This is a genomic window from Flexivirga sp. G2, from assembly GCF_055397625.1.
In genome coordinates, this window is sequence record NZ_AP039675.1 from 2401372 (window position 1) to 2418877 (window position 17506).

Below are 17506 nucleotides of genomic sequence, written 5' to 3' on the forward strand. Positions count from 1 at the left end.
TGCGATCGGCGGCTCATGAACCACCGGTGTGATTCAGTGGGGGTCTCGACACGATGAGTTTCAGGAAGTGGCCCAGATGAGCGACCCGCGATCCGACCTCTCGCGATTGCGCGTGCCCGAGTTGCTGCGCCTGGAGGCCGACATCGTCACCGAGCTACGGAAACGTGAGTTGGTGCGTACGAGCAACAAGCCGCTGGGCGACATCGCGGAGCAGGTCGTGCTGGCGGCCCGCGGCGGGACGCTGGAGCCGAACTCGGCTAAGTCACACGACGTGACGACACCGGCGGGCCAGCGCATCCAGGTCAAGGCGATGGGCGGCCGAGCTGCGGGCCGGGCCGGGAAGTTCAGTCCGTTCCGTAGCTTTGACTTCGAGACGGCCGTGTTCCTGATGTTTGAACCGGAAGGCTTCGAGCTGTGTCTCGCCCGGGAGGTTCTGCCCACTGAGATCAAGGCAGTCGCCAGGTACAGCAAGCACACCAACGGCCGGCAACCCACCCTGCGGCAGGTCGAGAGTCTCGGCAAGGACGTGACGCAGGAGATGTCGGCGGCGTACGCGAGTCTGGACGACGGCATCGCGCAGTGACCCCCATCGAGTCCGGCCTGTGTGACCGCGTGGCACCAGGCCGGTTCTGCGCCCGTTCCAGGCGGTGACCCGCCGCCGATCGGCGCTTGGGCTTGCCGTCGCCGGCCAGCCAACGCCGCGGGCAACATCAACTCATTCAGTCGTCGATGACGTCCCAGAACATGCCCCGCAACCGGTGCCGCGTCGCCAGATCGAGCTCGTACTGCCCGGATGTGTCAGACATATCGAGCAGCAACGCCCGGTCCAACTCCGACGGGATGCTGGGTTTCGAAGCCCGCAGCTCGACCAGATCCGCTTGCGTCGCCGAGGACTTCCAGGACTTGACGACGTTGCGACAGACTGATCGCATGGCCTCGTCACTGATCGGCTCGCTGGCCAGGTGGTGCGCGATGACGCTCCGGCCACCCGTCGTCGAGGAGTAGACGACAGGCTGGGTGTTGCCGTTCGCGGCGTCAGCCACGGTTGCTGGCGTGGGTACCCCGACGCCGGGTGCCTGCGGTCGGGGCGCACTGGCTGCAGGTTTGCCTGCAGCCGGCTGCGGCGCGGGGATCGCCGCCGGCGTGGGCCGCGTGGCGCGCTGCACGCACTGGTCCAACAGGTCGGTGGCCACCAGGACCACTTCATCGGCGGCGCGCGCTAGGTGCTCGGCCAAACCATGTGGCCGGTCGCCAGCACCGGGCACCGCCAGCACGTTCACCTGCGCCCCATGACCCTGCGCTTCTTCGACAGCCTCTGTCAGGTCGTCGTCACCGCTGAGCAGGTACACCACATCGACGTTGCTCATCCGAGAGTGAGTCGCCAGATCCAGGCCGATGCGGACGTCGACACCCTTCTGCAAGCCTTCGTTCGTCCTGCGCCCCAGGCGAACCTTGACGTGCGGGAGGAGCTCAATGCGTTTCTGGGTGGGCGAGGCGACGTTGCCACGGTCGGCTGCGCCGTCATACCAATGCACACGTAGCAATGGCAGCCCCGCGTGCTCGGTGATCTGAGCGGCCAGCCCTTCGATGAGCTGCTCATACGTGACCGTGATGCCGCCGCGATACGACGACCCGGTCAGCCGTGTCGCGGCCGCGTGCTCCAGGTATCCGGCATCCACATACAGGCCACAGTAGGAACGGCTCATCGGCTGGTCTCCGTTCGTGTTTCGCGCAGTGCGGCAATGGTCGCCGCGTCTGCAGCTGCCTGCAACTGCGCCTCGCGTAGTTGCAGTGTCAGTGTTTCGTTCTCTTCCAGGGCGCGGGTCTCCGAGGCTCGGGCCGCGTCGATCTCCCGGCGTGCAGCTGCGCGCGCTTCGACACGGGCCTGCTCAGCCAGGGACTCCACCAGCGACGCCAGTAGCTTCTTGGTGTCCAATCCCGACAGTGCGTAGTCGGCCGTGGAATCAGTGCTGCGCAGGAACTCCGCCGCCGCAGCGGTGGAGACTTTTGCTTCGTCGCGTAGCGCCCGGACATTGACTTTGCGGTCGTCGTCGGCGACGAGTGCGAGGTAAGCCACGGCAAGGCGCTCGTGCTGTGAGGACGCGTTCATAAGAGCGATAGTAACACTAGAAACGTAGACGTTACTAGCGTTACTATGGATGGCATGACAACAGAAACCCACGAACCTGCCATCCCCCAGAACTGGCCCGATGGCCACGTCCATGTCGATCTGACCGATGACAGCCAGCACGAGTGCCTACAGATCACCATTCACGGAGTCGACCACTACCTGCATGCGTCCACCGCCCGCGAACTGAGCACCATGCTGCTGGGCAGGATCGAGGACTACAACGTGGTGTGCCGGCAGATCGGTATGCCCACCGTCTGAGCTGGGATGCTCGTATCGACGATGAGGGCAGTGGGAGGAGACACAGATGGCATGGCATGACTTCGGACGCTGGCTGCTATCCCCCGGCTTCGGCGGTGCGGCAGCCGTGCTGGCCGCGTCGTTGGCCTACGGTGCCTCGCGTTCGAACCGCCGCAGCGAGAACGCGCGGGCCCGCGAGGAACGCTGGTGGGAGCAGGCCCGCTGGGCGGCCGACCTGCTGCTGCAGGGAGACGACCGCCAGGCCCTCGGCATCGCGGCGCTGGCCCAGCTGGTCGACGAAGCACCTGACGTCGAGGCGGCACTGTTCGCCCGTGTCGCACTGGAACCGATCGTTTTCCCGGGGGAAGAAGTCGAACTGGTGGACGGTTCACAGAATGACGAGGCACAATCGTCGTACAACGAGACGGAGGAACCGTGATGGCGGAGCAGACCGCAAGCAGCACCGGGTCGGGCAGGTTCGTCTCCAAGAAGGACGCCAACCGCGCCGCCGCGGCGCGTGTCTACGTGGCCGCGAGCAAGAAGGCCGGCAAGCCGGTGCCGGCGTCGGTCAAGCGCTTGGCAGCGCAGAACAGCTGAACTGGCTGGGTGTGGCCGACATGGCACACTCCGTTCATGAGCGGGTACACACCAGATGGAATCGGCGCGGTTTGCACCGATTACCCGGTAGCCAAGTTCCATGTGAAGGCGCGCTGGGCGGACGGCACCTCGATGAACCACATCGCTGAAGCGCAGATCGCGCGCGTCTTCAACAGTGGCATGCTGGCATTCGGCGCATTCGTTTCTGGCGAGATGGTTTGGCGGTACCATTCGCCCGGGGCGTGGATGGACTTCACAGTCGTACCCCGGTAATCGCATTGCTCCTTCTTCCGGGCCACATCGGCCAGTGGTCAGAGCTTCGGCAGCGGGACCGTCGCCCTCTTGTTCCGGTTGCACGCGGGCCTCACATTGTCCAGCGTGTGCGCTCCCCCGGCGCTGAACGCCATGTAGTGATCCAGCTGCTAGAACGGTGCCTGCTGACAGTCGAAACGGGCGGCGCACCCGGCGCGAGGGCCTTTGTCATTCGTTCCAGGCTCATTGCTGAGCACTGCCCGATGCAATGCGCTGCCTCATGTCTGCTCATTTCTTGTCGTCACTGGACGCCACACCGGAACTGTCACCGGTCGCAGACGACGAGGTGGGCACCGTCGTCGGTATATGGAGTGGCGTCGGACTCAGAGGTTAGTGTCGCGTACCAGTTGGGGCCGTAAACGCCGACAGTTGAGCTGTAACAGATGGCGTCGGCGACGGTCTCCGTCCAGCGGCCGAGCTCACCCTCATCGTCGGCGGCAACGGTGAACATTGCAGTGTGCTCGTCGTTCCAGCAGAGATATTCGATGTCTCCGGTCGGGATCCCTCCCGCAGCGGTTGGGTACGTGAGGTCTGGAGGTGGGTCGTCGGGGCAATAGCGCGCAATGAGTGCGTCGACCATCTCGTTCTGGGACAGCTTCTGCATCGTGGCTGGTTCGGAACTCCCGCTGCTACCGACGGAGACCGCGGCTACGACGGCCACCACGACTGCGGTGACTACCGTGATTGCAACCCATATCCAGGGCCCGCGTGAATACCGCTCCCCGGTTCGAGAAGACTCACCGGCATGTGGAGGAACCGGATGTGGCCCCGGGTCAGACTCGCTCGCCTCTATCCAAAAACGCCAACCGGGCGGAGCAGCGGGCCACGATGGATCCGGCCGCCAGCCGGGAGGTGGTCCGGAGCCATCACGCGACAACGGCCATCCCGGCGGTGGATTGAAACGCATTGCCATTGCCGGGGCTCCTGACCTGAGGCGCGAAGTGCGGCCAAGGTACCGCAGCTGTCGGCCGCCGGTGTGCAGCGATGCACATCCGTTACCGCCACACTTCCTAGACCGAACGCGCCACACTAGCCCGCAAGAACCGCTGGAACCACCGACCCTTGACGGTGGTCAGGGATACAGTTCGCCTGTTGGGGGTGCGCCGAATGGCGGCGCGTGCGGATTGTGTTGCAAGGGCGGGGATTTCGGTGAACAACGGTCACGGTGGCAAGGGTGTCGCGTGGTGGTGCGGCTGGGGCGGATTGGCTGCGTTCGCGGCCATCGGCACGGCGGCAGGGGCCTCAGACGGCAGCGGCGCGATCGCTGGCCTGCTGATGATGGTCGGGGTGTACGCGCTGATCGTCGCTCTGATCGCGCTGGTCCGCGGGCGGGTTTCGTGGGCGCTGTTGCGCGGCCGCGGCACCGCGGCCCTGGGAGCCGTCGCGGCGTTCGCCTTGCTGGGTGTCGGCGGTGCCGTCGCCGGGACACCCGCGGAGGCCGGGTCCCAGGCGGCCGGCGGCAGCACAGGCACCGCGGGTGCATCAGCCGGCATGACCACCCACCCCGCGACCTCGAGCAGCGCGCCGACGTCAGCCAGGTCGAGGACGTCGACGACAAGCCCGTCATCGACGTCCTCGCCAGCGCCGAAATCAACCAGTGCGGCGACGCACGCCGCGGCCACGAAGCATGCCGCGGCGCGGAAAGCAGCTTTGGCGGCGGTCGCCGGGCTGAGTGTGAAGGGCCGAGCCGCCAAGACCGGCTATGACCGCGACGCGTTCGGCCAGGCATGGTTCGACGCCGACCGCAACGGCTGCGACACCCGCAACGACATCCTGCGCCGCGACCTGACCGGCCGCTCGATGAAGAACTACTGCAAGGTACTCGCCGGGACACTGGCTCACGACCCATACACCGGCCGGTCCATCCGGTTCGTCTACGGCGGGTCCAGCGAGATCGACATCGACCACGTGGTGGCACTCGGCGACGCCTGGCAGAAGGGCGCTGCCGGCTGGCCGTTCAGCAAGCGTCTCGCGCTGGCGAACGACCCCGCGAACCTGCTGGCCGTCGACGCCGGCGCGAACCGCGCCAAAGGCGACGGCGACACCGCCACCTGGCTGCCGCCCAACAAGGCATACCGGTGCAAGTACGTCGCCCGGCAGGTGATGGTGAAGAAGAAGTACGGCCTGTGGGTGACCGCGGCAGAGCGCGACGCCATGGTCCGCGTGCTGTCCAACTGTGCAGACGCGACGCTGCCACCGCAGGGCACCGCCTCGACCAGCGCCCAGCCGCCGCGCACGCACTCGCCCGCACCACACACGACAACCACTGCACCCCCGGTGCCCAAGGCCACCGCGCCAGCCCCCGTGGTGCAGCCGCCGGCCGCCGTCTACTACGCCAACTGCACTGCGGTGAAGGCGGCCGGTGCCGCGCCGATCTACGCCGGCGACCCCGGCTACAGCCGCAAGCTGGACCGCGATGGTGATGGGGTCGCCTGTGAGTGAGGTTGTGCTGTGATCGATCGGCCGCCGCAGGTGCTGTCCGACTGCGAGACCTACGAGTACGAGTTCCGTCGCATTTGGGATCCGTCGAGACCGCCTGCGTTGTGGGTCATGCTCAACCCCAGCTCGATCACGCCGATGCCGGGCGAGCTACCGACCCCGGCAGACGGACCCACTGTGCGCAGGTGTGAGCACTTCTCGCAGCTGCTCGGCTGCGGCGGCCTGGTGACCGGGAACGTGTTTGCCTTCCGGACCAAGAAGACTCGGGACCTGGTGACCTGCGCGGACCCAGTCGGGCCCGACAACGATGCGATCCTGCTGCATCTCATCGACGAAGCCGCAGTGGTGATCGCCGCGTGGGGCGGCGAATTTCCGACACGCTATCAAGACCGCGTGGATGAGGTGCGGGACATGTTGCACGCCAAAGGAGCCCGCTGTCTGGGCAAGACGCAAGCGGGCGAACCGAGGCATCCCTTGTACGTGCGCAAAGACACCGAGCTAGTACCGTTGTGAGCCCCTCCAAGCCCGGTCAGGGCAAGCCGGGCAACAACATCCCCGCCGTTCTGCCGCACCCACTGAAACCCCTGGATGGTTACGGGATCACCGTGACGTTCGACGGCAGCACTCTGGTGGTGACCCCCGCGAACAAAGCCAGTGCCTTCGCACTGCTCGGCCAGCAGCTCAAGGAACGCGTCCTGGTCCTGCACCGGACCCAAGTCGTCGGCGTGCAGTACCACCCGCCGTCGGCACTGACCAACGGCAACTTGACCCTGACGACCTTGCAGGGCGAGAGCTACCAGCTGCACTTCCGCAAGAAGCACGACGTGGACCTGTGGCGCGAGCTCGCCGGAATGCTTGCCGCTCCATGAGCCACGCGCCCCAAGGTACGGCCCGTATCACCGGTGCGGTTTCCGAAGCTCTGCCTGTGTCGAGTTCTTCCATGATGTCCGGTTGTACTGACAGGTCTCGCATTGCCGGTCCTGCCAAACGTAGGGATTGATGCGGTGCAGCGTGACGCGTAGCGCCTTGCTCGACGCGCGCACTGCGTTGTCCTGCCATCGGATATCCGGCCAGAGTTCGTGTGCCGCGAGGTAGAGCCGGCGGCCGACACCGTAGCCGCAGAACTGCGGTGTGAATTGGTCGACCAATCGTTGTGGCATGTACGGGTTGCTGTATCCCTTGGCCAGCACGGAACCCTGGCCGTTGTCGGCGAGCACGAAGCTGGCTATCAGGCCGGTAGCCACGTGTACCAGCGTGTATCCGTCTTCGAGTAGGTCGTCGTTGTTTCTGTTGGGCAGGCACAGCGTCGGTGCCGTGGCAGCAACGGTTCTCCGGTGAGCGACCAGCTGCGCGAACGTCGCCCTGGTCGCATTGGACAGCCCGATATCGCGCTTCAGCAGGATGGGTGACTCGAAAATCAGCTCGTCGGTGTCGATATCCGGCGAGTCGATGTCTTCGAGTTCGATCGTGAAATCGGCCAGCGCGATCTCGTCGATGTCGCCAGGGATCGGGCTCGTCTGGCCGATGGCGTCGATGAGCAGCGATGGCTTGGCGTGTCGGGCACGTGACCACCACTTTCGAGGTGGCACGGGCGAGCTTCCATCTGCCCCGTAGATGACCAGGTTGAGGTCAGAAAGTTCGGTTGGTAGCTGTGGCGGCGTGAATAGTACTGGCGTCGTGGCTGTGGTCATGTCGGTGCGATCCTCCCTGGTCGCTTAGGGTCAAGAAGCACCCGCTCGCAACCAGTCTGCCTGGAAGCACCGACGCCGCTCGCGAACTTCAGTCAGTATGCGAAGGGGTACCGCCGCAACGGGTCTAAGGTGCAGCAGCCTCAAGGCTCTCGCCAGGCCCACCTGCTGAGCGCATGATCAGCTTGGCGCGTCGTTTGGGACCCGGGTCGGTCTTCTTTGACGCCGACTATCATCGCTGTATGTGATTTCAGGGTTGCTGGGTTAGTTCGGCGACCTCGTTGATCCCCGTCAGACCCCAGGGTCCGGGCTCGACTTTGCTGTTTTTCGGGACCCGGGCGGGCATGTAGACCACCAGGTGCTCGTCAGTGTCCGCACTGACCACAACCGGCGTCTCCTGCCCGCGCTCGAGGCCTGCGCGTACGGAGTCAGAGTCTTGAAGGGAGCCCGACCTCATCACGAAAGCGAGTTCACCGGGCAAGGTCATCGTGTGATCTCCGAACTCCAGAGTCGGATTTTGATTTGCGACCAAGAACATCAAGGAACGCCCGACCAGGAAGGGTTTCAGGGCCTCGTCCTGTGCGGCTTCGGGTTTGAACGTCATGTTGAACCGCGCGCGCCGCTGCGGTTCAAAACACATCCCGCCCTGAAGCACGACGCGGAAGACTCGAAGCCAGATCCGGTCCAACGGCTCGATCGTCTCCGGCACTGGGAAGTAGGAGTTCGTCTCCTGTTGTATGTACGCGAGATCTTCCACCGTCTCCAACAGCGCCCGGTCCCCGTCGACTTGACGGGCGATTCGTTCATTGGACGTGTCGGCCAACTCCCCTCGCATCACGACTTTGCTGCCTACCTGCAGCTCCAGCGTCGCCGCTCGCGAAAAACTCTGCGCCAAGCGCATCGCCTTGAGTAACTCCCCGGCGTCCATTGCCAAGCTCGAGTCAAATGCAACACCGATGTTGCCGGGTTCTGCCAGATCCGTGGGTAGTCGCCACGTCAGCACCAACGCACTGTGCAGGACCTGTTCTAGGGTGACTCCCTTGCTTCCCCGTGCGACTCGACCTATCGCGCCGGTGTCGCTGGAGATCATCGTCTCGTCGCTGTCCCGCAGCACGAGAGACACACGCTGGTTCTGCGGAGCTTGAATGTCAGGGTGTAGTTCGATGGCCCTGATCACGCCTTCAAGCTCGTCGCTTTCGACCAGTGGTGACCCGGCCGCGCTGAAACCAGCAATGAACTCCCCAGGCAGCACCGCGGGCGTGAACGACCCGTAATCGATGGCCGTCCTGAATTCCGTGATGCGCGGGTCGGTGGCGGGGCCGTGCACCGTGAAGTTGAACGTAATCGGGTTGGTCTTCGCGGCGAGCGGATGCTTGGCTCGCAACGTCTGCACTGTCACGTCGCCAACCCGTGCGAAGTCCAGAGTCCATGCCGGGTCGATATCGTCGACGACGCCACCCAGAGCACGCAGCCGTTCACTGAGGTCACCAGGTCGTGCGAGGACATCGCGTTCCCGGTTGGCTATCTGCATCTTGACCAACGTCTCGTCACGGGTGAACAGGGCGCGCACCACGTCCTGATGGCCTCCGCACCAGTTGGGGCCATCGAGCTGCGCACGTCCGATAAAGGTGATCTTCACCCGATCGGCATAGGTCTTCTTCAGTTGCTCGATCCAGGCCCACCCACTGATGGATGGATTACACGGAGCCACCAGGACCCACTCGTCCGGAGCGTGCTCCAGCGCGTGTTCCAGGGACCCCCAGTCGATCCGGTTCTTCGTGGGATTGGTTATCTGCTTGCGTCGACCCTTGTGCTTGCCGTCGAAACCCTCGGGGAAGCACTTCAACTGGTAGATGACTGTTCGATCATCGACCCTGAGCACGACCGCGTCCCGCCCGCCGTCGCCCCCACGGCCATCCACGATCTGCACGTTGTCACCCTGGTGCTGCAGCGGAATGAGCGCCTCGATCAGCCGGTCGAATTCACGCTGTTCGATCGTCCTCCAGTCCACGAGCGGGCCGTGGTCCTTGTGCAGCGGATTCACCATGGATAAAGGCTATCCAGCGCCGCTACCCGACGTCGTCATTACTAACTGATGCCGGGACTCGGCCTGAGCGGCCGGTGTTCGCGCAGTCGCTGGACGTGCACTGCCATTCCATTTCATGCGTGCGCCCCACGTTGTTCGCTAGGCTCGCACCCGTTCCGCCTTCTCGCGAAAGTCTTTGATTCCCATGCGTACCAAGACCCAGACGATCACTCCTGCCAAGGCAGCGCAACTGCTGGAGGCCAACACGTCGAACAGGCCGCTGTCCCGTTCCATCGTGCGCTCGTTCGCCGAGGCCATGGCGCGCGGTGAGTGGAAGACGACGCACCAGGGAATCGCGATCGACACCAACGGGGTGCTCGTCGACGGCCAGCACCGTCTCGCCGCGATCGTCGAGGCCGACATGCCGGTGAAACTGACTGTGTTCACTGAGGTTTCGCCTGACTCGTTCGACGTGCTCGACACCGGCAAGAAACGCAACGCGGCCGACGTGCTGGCCATCGAGGGCGAGAAGTACACGCTGCAGCTGGCCAGCATGCTGCGCACCGTGTGGCTGTACGACAACCGGCGCGACCTGTCATGGTCCGGCGGCAACGCCCGGGTCACCAACCACCAGATCCTGGAAGTGCTCGAGGCGAACCCGAAGATCCGCGACTACACCACCGTCGGTGAGCAGCTGGCCAACGAGACCGGCATGATCAAGTCCGCCGCCGGCGCGGCCAGCTACCTGGTCGCCCGCGCCAACAGTGCCGCCAAGATCGAGCCCTGGCTGGAAGGCCTCATCGAAGGAGCCGGCCTGACCAAGACCGACGCCCGGCTCAAGCTGCGCAACCTGATGCTCAACATGGCCCGCCGGCAAGCCGGCGAAGCACGCCGCCGGCACGACACCCGCGAACAGGTCGTGCTTTACCTGAGCGCCTTCAACGCCTGGGCCGCGGGCGAGTCCGTCAGCCGGCTGCGGTACAACGCCGGGGACCCGGTGCCGGCCATCGCCAAGGTGTGAGCGCAGGGCCCGGTTTCCGCCTGCTCAGCACTGCACGCGGACGCCGGTTCTGGCCGAAGTCATGCGCAGCAAGACACCCGAGCGAACCAGGACGATGGCTCTCACGGATTTCAACTGATGTGACGTACTCAACCGCTCGACTCCTAGTCCAGGCCGACGACTCGGAGCGCGCGGTAGGAATAACCGTCCTGCTCGAAGTCCGTTAGGTGCTCGATGGTGAAGCGGACATGCTGGCCAGCTGCCAATGCCCTATAGCCGTCGCCCTCGATCGCGGAGAAATGTACGAAGCATCCGCCCGGCGTCTGCGGTGCGCGCAGTGCGCCCCAGCCCTCTTCGGCACTGAACCACTCGACAGTTCCAGCGAGCCACTCCCCCGCGCGGTCCGCAGCCATGTGTTGATCCTAGGCCGGTGATGTCGTCGCACGACAGAATGACGCGGTGACATCTCAACCGCCGTCATCGTCGGTCCGCGCACCGCGATGGCCACCGACCATCTGGTCCGCGGCAGCAGCCGATCTGAGCACCTCGTGGACCGCGGGCCTGGGCGGGCTGCTTACCGAGGACGTGCTGCGCTTTGCCGTGGTGAAAGCACTGGCGGCACACGGCGTACCCGTGGCCCTTCTGGAGACCGAATGGCGACGGCCCGGGGTGCCTGATGCCGTCGATCTGGTCGTGAATACGACGCCACGGGTCGCGGTGGAGTTCAAGTATCCTCGCGAACCGCGCGCGACCAACGCTCCCTGGACTCAACACCTGGGCGGAATGCTGCGCGACTTCTTCCGGCTCGCGTACATGCCCGCGGACTTCGGTGACCGATGGTGTGTCCAACTGCTGTCGGTCCGGATGCAGCAGTACCTGACCGGTGTCGCCGACCGCAGTAGCGTTCGGCTGGCGACCACACCCGGTGAGACCAGCATGCTGCCGATGCCCGCCGTCCGCGCCCTTCCCGCGACCGCGACGCGTCCCCTCGCCCGGTGGCTGGCTACTGAAGAGTCAATCGTGGCTCGATGCGTCCAGTCTTATCCGGTCGGTGACCTGTCACTGATCGTGCACGAGGTCCACCCGGTCACAGCCATGCCGGACTGATGGCGTTCAGCCAACCAACAGAAACCACGACGCGCTGGTAGCTGTCACCGCGTCGATCATGTGTGGGTTGTTGGCGTCGGCGTCTACTCGGACTGCGGACGCTTGGGCATTTGTTTATCTGGGGCAGCCCCATCGCCGCGGATGAGGCGGAAGATCCGCTCCTCGACCTCGACGGGGTTGAGCCGGTGCGGCTCGCCCCATGCCTGCAAGACGTCGACGTAGCGCTGGTAGTCCGGCGTCTTCCCGGCACGTAGACGGACGTCGGCGTCCGTGTGCAGCCACGTGATGACCAGAGCGTCCAAGACCGGTGCTGCCCGCGCGGCGCGTGCTTGCCCGCGAGCGGTGACGAAGTAGAGCCACTTGGTGAAGAACGCGGGGCCCAGGCCGTGGATGTGGCCCTCGTTGTTCAGGTATCGATACCCCTCCACGGCCCCGTCGCGGCGTGCGCGTCGCACGGACTCGGCGAGCTTGTCGGAGGCAATTTCGGCTCCAGAGTGAGCCTTCGCCTCGCTGGCATGCGCGAGCACTCGGGCCGTGCGCGAGGGCCCGTAATTGGAACGGCCATGACCCCAGAGCATCGCCGTGACGAACGCCGGAACCACCTGCTCGCGTTCGATCAGCTGCTCCACGGTGGCCGCGACCATCGCCCGGTCGACGGCATCCGGCAGACCCTCGAGGGTCTCGGTGACACCCGGTAGCTCGCCGAGCCACCGCAACCAGGCCTCCCGGCGGTAATTGAACGCCTGCTGCGGCGGCAAGTCGTGACGCATCATCGCCGCGAGCTGCGCCGGCGGCGTGGTCATACGCAGATCGCTTCGCGGAGGGACGTGGGTGCGCTCGATGTGCTCATGCCGCAGCGTATCCATGGTGGGCCCGGGCAGGTGGTCAGTGGTCGCGATTAGCGTTCGCGCCATGCCGCAGCTGACACCGCTGGAATCGCTGGAGGAGCAACCGACCGACGCCGCCGTGACGATTCGGGCGACCCTGGCAGGACTGCAGCTCAAACGGAACAAGCTGGGAGAACTGTGGGCCACGATGCGATTGACGCAGGATGAGACCCTCGTGACGGTGCTGGTGTTCGCGCGTGCGTTCGCGGCCATTCCAGCTGGCACACTCACGCCCGAGGTGATGCTGACGTTCGATGCTCGGGTACTGCGTAACAGCGATGGCACCGTCCGGCTGACGCCGGTGACCACACCCGAGCTCGCGCGATGACTCGAGGTCAGTGCCGCACCGCGTCCCGCTGTGCTTGTCCTCGCAACGCCGGTCCCGCGCCGGTTCAGAGGCACACTGCCGGGTAGAAGGCGGGGACCCGATCGTTTGGAGGAACACAACTCATGGAGCGCAGCCAATTCCACGTCGTTCCTGACGGTGATCAGTGGAAGGTCGAGCGCGACGGGCGCGCGGTGAGCACCCACGACACCCAGGAAGAGGCCCTCAACACCGCCCGCTCTGCCGCGAAGAGCAACCAGCCGTCGCAGCTGCTGGTGCATGGCCGTGATGGCCGCATCGAGGACGAGTCGACGTACCAGGACGACCCGTTCCCGCCGCGCGGCTGAATGTGGCAACGTCTCCGGCGGGCCAGCAGCTAGGCCAGCTGCGTCCCATGCTGGCCGCGAGTTCTCATGACCTGCCGACCGAGCCGGGGTATGTCTATGAGCCCAAGTGGGACGGCTTCCGCTGCCTGGCCGGTGTGAACAGCCGCGGCAAGGCGACCCTGTGGTCCCGCCGCGGAACAGACCTCACGGTCGCATTTCCTGAGGTCGCGACAGCGCTGGCCCGGGCGTTGCCGGCGGACACGGTCGTGGACGGCGAGATCGTCCGCTGGGACGGCGCGCACCTGAACTTCGAGGCGCTGCAACGCCGCAACCGCACCAACGCAGCGGGGGCAGCACGTCTGGCACAGACGGAGCCGTGTCACGTGATCGTGTTCGACCTGTTGCGGCGCGCCGGCCAGGACCTGGCCACCAAGCCTTTGTCACAGCGGCGCGCCGCGCTGGAGGAGTTGCTGGACCGCATGGAAGTTCGCGGGCCGCACACCGTGATGCTGGGCATGCAGACCGACGATGTGGACACCGCGCGCCTGTGGTCGGAGTCGATGGCCCCGCTCGGCGTCGAAGGCGTCGTGGCAAAGCGAGCGTCCCAGACGTACCGGCCGGGCGTGCGCGGCTGGCAGAAAATCAAGCGGCACGAGAGCACCGAGGCGATCGTCGGCGGCGTCACCGGGACGCTCGACAGGCCGGAAAGCTTGGTGCTCGGACGGATTCACCGCAGCGATGGCCAGCTGCACGTCGCCGGGCGCACCACCGACCTGTCCCCCGACGCAGCCGACCGCATCGCCGAGCGCATTCGGCCGGCCGGCGAAGAGCACCCATGGCCGGCACAGCTGCCGCCGTCCTGGCACGAGACCGCGCCGCGCGACTATGGCCGGGTGGTCCCCGACGTCATCGTCGAGATCCGGGTCGATGTGGCCACCGGTCATAGTGACGACGGGCCCGGCCGGTGGCGGCACAAACTGCGCTTCCTGCGGCTGCGTGATGACCTGTCGGTTTCCGACGTACCGCAAGACCTCGACCTTTCGGCGCAAGAATGACGCTGTTCATCCCCTTGCGGCTCGCGGCAGACGTCAGCGACGGTCAAGCAGGGGCGAGCAATGATGGCGTCCTCGGGTACGCCTGCTTTGGCACAATCCCCGCAAAAGCCGACGGCGTACCCGGGCGCGCGTACCCAGCACGTGAGGGCCGAGGCCCGGGGCGTCAGTCCTTGGCTCGGGACAGCGGCACCGACAAGCTGGCGGCAGTGGGTCGAACCATGGACGTGATGATGACCGACAGGGGCGAGGCGGTCGTAGGTGATTCTGCGGCCGCCTCGCCCCTGTCGTGTTCGGTTGCAGCCCGCGGGTCAGCAGGCACCCTGCTCAGAACCCAAAGTTCAACCCGTGGTTGTTCGCACCTGCCGCGAGTGACTTGAGCACGGAGGTCAGGTCCTGCCCGTCGCGGAAGCTGCGACTCGAGTAATGCGTGCCCCACCCGCAGGTGACTGTTCCAATGCTGTTGCTCAGCGCGCCGATGACGCACAGTGACATGTTGGACTTGTGGGACGCGGCCGACCACGACACGGGGAACTGCGCTCCCTGCTTTCCCGATCCTGCGAAGGTCCACACACCGCCGTTCTCCTTCATCACCACTCCGGCAAAGTTCGGTTTCACCCTCACCGTCGTCGAGTAGGCACCGTTGTTGTTACAGGTGCCCGCCACGGGTGTGTCCCAGGCCCAGGTCACGCCGCCGACCACCAGCCGGCTGACGGTCGGCTTGCCGACTCCGACGCAGCGGGCCTCGGCCTTCGACGTCACGCCCTGCACAGCGACCAGTCCCGACGTCGCGACGGCCGCCGCCACCAGGACCCGGCCAATATGAGTTTTCGTCATTGCTATCCCCTTGTTCGCAAAGCAGCTCGCCCCCTCGACGAACCGCGTACCCGGCCCGTGCCGCCGAACGCGGCCGACCGTGCCACGAGCATGGCAGCAGCCAGGGTTCCTGGCGACCGTTGAAACCGCAACGAATAAGCCTGCCCCCGCCGCGTTCCTCGGCAACCTCCCGACAGATCGACGTTGCCACGGGCCACAGCGACGACGGATCCCGCCCGTGGCGGCTCAAGCTGCGCTTCCTGCGGCTGCGCGACGATGTCGGTCTCGGCGATGTGCCGCGGATCTGGACCTGTCGACCTGAAGCTGGCTTGTCGGGTGAAGCCGTTTCTTGGTCCAACTACTGCGATCCGCGAGGTGGTCCGAACTCTCGATAGCCACGCCACTCCCGCGATGTGACCGACCTACTCATCGGGCTGCGAAGCCGCCGGCGTCAGCGCTGGGCGCGAGCATATGCCTCTTGAATCTCAGCGGAGACCCGGCCGCGGTCGCTGACCTTGAAGCCGTTCTTGCGGCCCCACTCACGGATTCGGCCGAGGTCGCCGGTTGCGTGGGATGCGCGGCGTGTCGCGGCCCCTGCTCGCCCACGGACCGGACGTGCGTGCTTGGTCCACGCGCCGATGTCATCTCGCAAATGGGCGGAGTTTTCGGCTGACAGATCGATCTCGTAGGTCTTGCCGTCCAGCGCGAAAGCTATCGTCTCGCTCGCCTCGGAACCATCGACGTCGTCTTCCAGCAGAATTTGAACACGTTGAGCCATTGCAGATATCTCCCAGGGTGTTGGTGCCTTCCGAGAACAGACGCTAACAGGAAGTTGTAGATCCGACCTTCACTGCGGGGAACACGCGTGGTGCCGAGAATGTGGCGACGCTCACGGGACACTGGTGCCACCGCATCGTCAATGCCCATGATGGCCCGGCATCCGAATTCATCAACAAAGCGATGATCGAACCAATGATTTCGTCGCGTGGCTCCCCCGGCGTAGCGCCAGGCGCACTAAGGACTATTCAGGCTTGCTGGACATGTCCAAGACCTTGTTTCGGTCAAAGGCATCTGACCTAGTGCATCCAGCGCCGAGCTGCGGCAGCGAACATCGAGCCGACAGCGGTGCACGGTATGACTACCGTGACTGCCTCAGCACTCCAGCTGAGCTTGGCGAACTGGCGCGAGTTCCAGCATTTGTTGGATCAGGTCGAGTGTCCGGCCGGCTGACCCTCAACGTCCAACCGCTTGACAGCCTCACGGACTTGCTCGTTGGTACAGAAATCGAGCGGTATGGCGAAATAGCTCGAGATCGAAGCCAGCAACGCAGCACCGGGCGATCTCCGCCATCCGGTGTCCAACTGTCGGAGCGAACCTTCGCTGCCGGGCAACTCGTGCTCGGCGGCGTACTGCGCGAACCCCGGGTAGCTGAGTTTCTCGCCACCCGGCCCGGCCAGGTGGGTCAGGCACCAATGGACGTTCTCCTGAATACCGGGAATGTCCGTGGTCACTCGGTCCTCGTTCGTGTGTCGGATGTGGTCATGGTTGCCGATGACACCCCTAGCCAGAGGAAGACATCCCACGGGCACCTCAGCGCACCGCCGCCCGAACCGCCGATGAGGGCAGCTCGAGCACTTGCGGCCGATCGCCCTCTCCCGCGATGACCACCCGGGCGAACCATCGTTCCTGGCCATGCTGGTCGTGCAGACGACGCCAGCCCAGCACGAATCCTTCGACTGCTACAGCGCCCGCTGCTCCGCTGTGTCCCGGCCGAACCCAACAGTGACGCTGTCGAGGTGGGACCAGTTCGGTGGCAGAGTCGTCCGAAGCTGGTGTTCTCGGTGTGGAACTCGGCACACGGCCACGCTCGAGGAACTGCCGGTCGCGGGCCGCGCGTGCGGCGCGGTCTTCCGGTGTCCGGCGCGTGCCCATGGGACCATGATGACACGTTCTTCGAACGTTTGATCGAGAGGTCTTCACACGTGCTCCTGTACGCCGCAGGACCGGCGGGCTTGAGACCATGAACCCATGCAGATCGGCGACCCGGACGGACATGGCGTGTATGGCGTGCTCGACGAGGACGCCGATGGCTTGCTCTGTCATGAGTGCGGGAAGCGTTTCGCGCACCTGGGCCTGCATGCGTTCCGGGGTCACGAGCTCACTGCCGCGCAGTACCGCCAGGCTCATGGGCTTGCCCGCAGCCGCGGTCTGGTAGCCACTGGCACGCGCGAGGCGATCACCGACAATGCACGACGCGGGTTCGCTGCCAAGACGAAGTTCATCGAGGCGCGGGATCCCGCGGCCGCCACCGCGGTCAGGCTCAGCAACGGAGCAGGCATGTCCCCGGCCGGGTTGGCGGCAAGTCGTACTCGCCGAGGCCAACGCAGGCTCGGCACCGTCGTCACCTGCGGATGGTGCGGGTCGCGGTTCTGCCCTCTGACCGGCGCAACACGGCGACGGTTCTGCTCGAAGTCGTGCGCCAGCAAGGCGAGTCGGGCTATTCGCGTGGCGCTGTGAGCCCCTCGTGGCTTCACCAGCAGGTTCGGACGTCTCCTGTGCGGGT

Annotated in this window: 24 protein-coding genes; 14 read left to right on the plus strand and 10 right to left on the minus strand. The window is 65.4% G+C overall.

Features of this window, described 5'->3' with window-relative positions; all coding sequences use genetic code 11:
- Positions 1 to 76 precede the first annotated feature (76 nt).
- A complete protein-coding gene (locus ACZ50J_RS11650; RefSeq protein ID WP_464297352.1) occupies positions 77 to 583 on the plus strand; it encodes a DUF6998 domain-containing protein in 507 nt (168 codons plus the stop codon).
- 136 nt (positions 584 to 719) lie between these two features.
- On the opposite strand, the gene ACZ50J_RS11655 is transcribed toward ACZ50J_RS11650, so the two are convergent.
- Both ACZ50J_RS11655 and ACZ50J_RS11660 read right to left on the minus strand, forming a co-directional pair.
- Positions 720 to 1706, minus strand: coding sequence for an NYN domain-containing protein (locus ACZ50J_RS11655; RefSeq protein ID WP_464297353.1), 987 nt, complete (start codon positions 1704 to 1706; stop codon positions 720 to 722).
- On the minus strand, positions 1703 to 2110 hold the full coding sequence (locus ACZ50J_RS11660) for a hypothetical protein (RefSeq protein ID WP_464297354.1): 408 nt from the start codon (positions 2108 to 2110) through the stop codon (positions 1703 to 1705). Before ACZ50J_RS11660 ends, ACZ50J_RS11655 begins: the two co-directional genes overlap by 4 nt.
- A gap of 54 nt (positions 2111 to 2164) precedes the next feature.
- Here ACZ50J_RS11660 and ACZ50J_RS11665 point away from each other — a divergent pair, with 54 nt between their 5' ends.
- The 4 genes from ACZ50J_RS11665 to ACZ50J_RS11680 are packed head-to-tail and all read left to right on the plus strand — an operon-like array spanning position 2165 to position 3238.
- Positions 2165 to 2389, plus strand: a complete 225-nt coding sequence (locus tag ACZ50J_RS11665) for a hypothetical protein (RefSeq protein ID WP_464297355.1) — start codon at positions 2165 to 2167, stop codon at positions 2387 to 2389.
- Between the two features lie 46 nt (positions 2390 to 2435).
- A complete protein-coding gene (locus ACZ50J_RS11670; RefSeq protein WP_464297356.1) occupies positions 2436 to 2807 on the plus strand; it encodes a hypothetical protein in 372 nt (123 codons plus the stop codon).
- Complete coding sequence (locus tag ACZ50J_RS11675) at positions 2807 to 2965, plus strand: hypothetical protein (protein ID WP_464297357.1); 159 nt, start codon at positions 2807 to 2809, stop codon at positions 2963 to 2965. Before ACZ50J_RS11670 ends, ACZ50J_RS11675 begins: the two co-directional genes overlap by 1 nt.
- A 36-nt stretch (positions 2966 to 3001) precedes the next feature.
- On the plus strand, positions 3002 to 3238 hold the full coding sequence (locus tag ACZ50J_RS11680) for a hypothetical protein (protein WP_464297358.1): 237 nt from the start codon (positions 3002 to 3004) through the stop codon (positions 3236 to 3238).
- Between the two features lie 304 nt (positions 3239 to 3542).
- Here ACZ50J_RS11680 and ACZ50J_RS11685 read toward each other — a convergent pair whose 3' ends face one another.
- Positions 3543 to 3881 carry a hypothetical protein gene (locus tag ACZ50J_RS11685; protein ID WP_464297359.1) on the minus strand — a complete coding sequence of 113 codons (339 nt, stop codon included), beginning with the start codon at positions 3879 to 3881 and terminating at the stop codon, positions 3543 to 3545.
- A gap of 545 nt (positions 3882 to 4426) precedes the next feature.
- On the opposite strand from ACZ50J_RS11685, the gene ACZ50J_RS11690 reads away from it, so the two are divergent.
- From ACZ50J_RS11690 to ACZ50J_RS11700, 3 genes are read left to right on the plus strand one after another with little or no spacing between them, the layout of a single operon-like run.
- Positions 4427 to 5719, plus strand: coding sequence for a GmrSD restriction endonuclease domain-containing protein (locus ACZ50J_RS11690; protein WP_464297360.1), 1293 nt, complete (start codon positions 4427 to 4429; stop codon positions 5717 to 5719).
- Positions 5720 to 5728: 9 nt separating this feature from the next.
- On the plus strand, positions 5729 to 6229 hold the full coding sequence (locus ACZ50J_RS11695) for a DUF1643 domain-containing protein (protein ID WP_464297361.1): 501 nt from the start codon (positions 5729 to 5731) through the stop codon (positions 6227 to 6229).
- Positions 6226 to 6585 (plus strand): hypothetical protein, encoded by a 360-nt coding sequence (locus ACZ50J_RS11700; protein ID WP_464297362.1) that lies wholly within the window; start codon positions 6226 to 6228, stop codon positions 6583 to 6585. The genes ACZ50J_RS11695 and ACZ50J_RS11700 overlap by 4 nt, the downstream gene beginning before the upstream one ends.
- A gap of 27 nt (positions 6586 to 6612) precedes the next feature.
- Here the strand turns inward: ACZ50J_RS11700 and ACZ50J_RS11705 are convergent, their stop codons facing one another.
- Together ACZ50J_RS11705 and ACZ50J_RS11710 are read right to left on the minus strand one after the other, a co-directional pair.
- A complete protein-coding gene (locus ACZ50J_RS11705; protein ID WP_464297363.1) occupies positions 6613 to 7407 on the minus strand; it encodes a hypothetical protein in 795 nt (264 codons plus the stop codon).
- 247 nt (positions 7408 to 7654) lie between these two features.
- On the minus strand, positions 7655 to 9451 hold the full coding sequence (locus ACZ50J_RS11710) for a hypothetical protein (RefSeq protein WP_464297364.1): 1797 nt from the start codon (positions 9449 to 9451) through the stop codon (positions 7655 to 7657).
- A 184-nt stretch (positions 9452 to 9635) separates the two neighbouring features.
- Here ACZ50J_RS11710 and ACZ50J_RS11715 point away from each other — a divergent pair, with 184 nt between their 5' ends.
- Positions 9636 to 10451 (plus strand): hypothetical protein, encoded by an 816-nt coding sequence (locus tag ACZ50J_RS11715; protein WP_464297365.1) that lies wholly within the window; start codon positions 9636 to 9638, stop codon positions 10449 to 10451.
- 143 nt (positions 10452 to 10594) lie between these two features.
- Here ACZ50J_RS11715 and ACZ50J_RS11720 read toward each other — a convergent pair whose 3' ends face one another.
- Positions 10595 to 10843 (minus strand): cold shock domain-containing protein, encoded by a 249-nt coding sequence (locus ACZ50J_RS11720; protein WP_464297366.1) that lies wholly within the window; start codon positions 10841 to 10843, stop codon positions 10595 to 10597.
- 46 nt (positions 10844 to 10889) lie between these two features.
- Here ACZ50J_RS11720 and ACZ50J_RS11725 point away from each other — a divergent pair, with 46 nt between their 5' ends.
- Positions 10890 to 11537, plus strand: a complete 648-nt coding sequence (locus ACZ50J_RS11725; RefSeq protein WP_464297367.1) for a hypothetical protein — start codon at positions 10890 to 10892, stop codon at positions 11535 to 11537.
- A gap of 83 nt (positions 11538 to 11620) precedes the next feature.
- Here the strand turns inward: ACZ50J_RS11725 and ACZ50J_RS11730 are convergent, their stop codons facing one another.
- The gene (locus ACZ50J_RS11730; RefSeq protein ID WP_464297368.1) at positions 11621 to 12340 is read right to left on the minus strand and encodes an 8-oxoguanine DNA glycosylase OGG fold protein; all 720 of its coding nucleotides are present in this window, start codon (positions 12338 to 12340) and stop codon (positions 11621 to 11623) included.
- 109 nt (positions 12341 to 12449) lie between these two features.
- Here ACZ50J_RS11730 and ACZ50J_RS11735 point away from each other — a divergent pair, with 109 nt between their 5' ends.
- The 3 genes from ACZ50J_RS11735 to ACZ50J_RS11745 all read left to right on the plus strand — a co-directional run bounded on the left by ACZ50J_RS11735 (position 12450) and on the right by ACZ50J_RS11745 (position 14130).
- Positions 12450 to 12752: a hypothetical protein gene (locus tag ACZ50J_RS11735; RefSeq protein ID WP_464297369.1), complete on the plus strand. Its 303-nt coding sequence runs from the start codon at positions 12450 to 12452 to the stop codon at positions 12750 to 12752.
- A 122-nt stretch (positions 12753 to 12874) separates the two neighbouring features.
- Positions 12875 to 13096 (plus strand): DUF2188 domain-containing protein, encoded by a 222-nt coding sequence (locus tag ACZ50J_RS11740; protein ID WP_464297370.1) that lies wholly within the window; start codon positions 12875 to 12877, stop codon positions 13094 to 13096.
- 47 nt (positions 13097 to 13143) lie between these two features.
- The gene (locus ACZ50J_RS11745; protein WP_464297371.1) at positions 13144 to 14130 is read left to right on the plus strand and encodes an ATP-dependent DNA ligase; all 987 of its coding nucleotides are present in this window, start codon (positions 13144 to 13146) and stop codon (positions 14128 to 14130) included.
- Positions 14131 to 14454: 324 nt separating this feature from the next.
- On the opposite strand, the gene ACZ50J_RS11750 is transcribed toward ACZ50J_RS11745, so the two are convergent.
- The 3 genes from ACZ50J_RS11750 to ACZ50J_RS11760 form a co-directional block, all read right to left on the minus strand.
- Positions 14455 to 14964: a hypothetical protein gene (locus ACZ50J_RS11750; protein ID WP_464297372.1), complete on the minus strand. Its 510-nt coding sequence runs from the start codon at positions 14962 to 14964 to the stop codon at positions 14455 to 14457.
- Between the two features lie 430 nt (positions 14965 to 15394).
- Positions 15395 to 15721 (minus strand): histone-like nucleoid-structuring protein Lsr2, encoded by a 327-nt coding sequence (locus ACZ50J_RS11755; protein ID WP_464297373.1) that lies wholly within the window; start codon positions 15719 to 15721, stop codon positions 15395 to 15397.
- A 427-nt stretch (positions 15722 to 16148) separates the two neighbouring features.
- Positions 16149 to 16454, minus strand: coding sequence for a hypothetical protein (locus ACZ50J_RS11760; RefSeq protein WP_464297374.1), 306 nt, complete (start codon positions 16452 to 16454; stop codon positions 16149 to 16151).
- A gap of 517 nt (positions 16455 to 16971) precedes the next feature.
- On the opposite strand from ACZ50J_RS11760, the gene ACZ50J_RS11765 reads away from it, so the two are divergent.
- The gene (locus ACZ50J_RS11765) at positions 16972 to 17460 is read left to right on the plus strand and encodes a MucR family transcriptional regulator (protein ID WP_464297375.1); all 489 of its coding nucleotides are present in this window, start codon (positions 16972 to 16974) and stop codon (positions 17458 to 17460) included.
- Positions 17461 to 17506: the final 46 nt, after the last annotated feature.

Bases quoted from the DNA above. Each gene is read 5' to 3' on its own strand.
- ACZ50J_RS11650 (WP_464297352.1), top strand. From the start codon at position 77: ATGAGCGACCCGCGATCCGACCTCTCGCGATTGCGCGTGCCCGAGTTG.
- ACZ50J_RS11745 (WP_464297371.1), top strand. From the start codon at position 13,144: ATGCTGGCCGCGAGTTCTCATGACCTGCCGACCGAGCCGGGGTATGTC.
- ACZ50J_RS11735 (WP_464297369.1), top strand. From the start codon at position 12,450: ATGCCGCAGCTGACACCGCTGGAATCGCTGGAGGAGCAACCGACCGAC.
- ACZ50J_RS11710 (WP_464297364.1), bottom strand. From the start codon at position 9,451: ATGGTGAATCCGCTGCACAAGGACCACGGCCCGCTCGTGGACTGGAGG.
- ACZ50J_RS11765 (WP_464297375.1), top strand. From the start codon at position 16,972: ATGCAGATCGGCGACCCGGACGGACATGGCGTGTATGGCGTGCTCGAC.
- ACZ50J_RS11715 (WP_464297365.1), top strand. From the start codon at position 9,636: ATGCGTACCAAGACCCAGACGATCACTCCTGCCAAGGCAGCGCAACTG.
- ACZ50J_RS11680 (WP_464297358.1), top strand. From the start codon at position 3,002: ATGAGCGGGTACACACCAGATGGAATCGGCGCGGTTTGCACCGATTAC.
- ACZ50J_RS11740 (WP_464297370.1), top strand. From the start codon at position 12,875: ATGGAGCGCAGCCAATTCCACGTCGTTCCTGACGGTGATCAGTGGAAG.
- ACZ50J_RS11665 (WP_464297355.1), top strand. From the start codon at position 2,165: ATGACAACAGAAACCCACGAACCTGCCATCCCCCAGAACTGGCCCGAT.
- ACZ50J_RS11730 (WP_464297368.1), bottom strand. From the start codon at position 12,340: ATGACCACGCCGCCGGCGCAGCTCGCGGCGATGATGCGTCACGACTTG.
- ACZ50J_RS11755 (WP_464297373.1), bottom strand. From the start codon at position 15,721: ATGGCTCAACGTGTTCAAATTCTGCTGGAAGACGACGTCGATGGTTCC.
- ACZ50J_RS11685 (WP_464297359.1), bottom strand. From the start codon at position 3,881: ATGCAGAAGCTGTCCCAGAACGAGATGGTCGACGCACTCATTGCGCGC.
- ACZ50J_RS11705 (WP_464297363.1), bottom strand. From the start codon at position 7,407: ATGACCACAGCCACGACGCCAGTACTATTCACGCCGCCACAGCTACCA.
- ACZ50J_RS11660 (WP_464297354.1), bottom strand. From the start codon at position 2,110: ATGAACGCGTCCTCACAGCACGAGCGCCTTGCCGTGGCTTACCTCGCA.
- ACZ50J_RS11655 (WP_464297353.1), bottom strand. From the start codon at position 1,706: ATGAGCCGTTCCTACTGTGGCCTGTATGTGGATGCCGGATACCTGGAG.
- ACZ50J_RS11720 (WP_464297366.1), bottom strand. From the start codon at position 10,843: ATGGCTGCGGACCGCGCGGGGGAGTGGCTCGCTGGAACTGTCGAGTGG.
- ACZ50J_RS11670 (WP_464297356.1), top strand. From the start codon at position 2,436: ATGGCATGGCATGACTTCGGACGCTGGCTGCTATCCCCCGGCTTCGGC.
- ACZ50J_RS11750 (WP_464297372.1), bottom strand. From the start codon at position 14,964: ATGACGAAAACTCATATTGGCCGGGTCCTGGTGGCGGCGGCCGTCGCG.
- ACZ50J_RS11675 (WP_464297357.1), top strand. From the start codon at position 2,807: ATGGCGGAGCAGACCGCAAGCAGCACCGGGTCGGGCAGGTTCGTCTCC.